Source organism: Achromobacter sp. DH1f (assembly GCF_000633435.1).
In the GTDB taxonomy this organism is placed as follows: domain Bacteria; phylum Pseudomonadota; class Gammaproteobacteria; order Burkholderiales; family Burkholderiaceae_B; genus Achromobacter; species Achromobacter deleyi.
Genome location: NZ_AYMF01000137.1, coordinates 1 through 328 on the forward strand (window position 1 = coordinate 1; position 328 = coordinate 328).

Here is a 328-nt window from a genome sequence, read left to right on the forward strand (position 1 = left end):
GGGCGGGGTTAGATGTCGCCTGTGAAGGCGTAGCCCCAGCCCCAGACGGTTCTTATTGGGAGTTCCATGTTGGTTTCCTGGGCTTTTCTTCTCAGGCGGCTCACGACGACGTCGGTGCGGCGTACGGATTCGCGGCCGGCTTGGGGGTCGCCGGGGGGGAGGTCGCCGCGGGGCAGGCGTTTGTCGGGGCTGGTGGTGAGTTTGAGGAGGAAGTCGCGTTCGGCTTGGGTCAGGGCCAGGCGGGTGCCGCGGGGGCTGACCAGGGTCCAGGCGGCGTCCTGGAATTGCCATTTGCCGTTGCCGTCGGCGGGGGCGGTGTGGGTGGGGC

General features: G+C 68.6%; 1 protein-coding gene. It reads right to left on the reverse strand.

The genetic code is table 11. The annotated features are described in order from the left end of the window. Window positions 1-8: 8 nt before the first annotated feature. On the reverse strand, window positions 9-328 hold a 320-nt coding region (locus tag U858_RS0133445; protein ID WP_025141391.1), incomplete at its 5' end, for a helix-turn-helix domain-containing protein.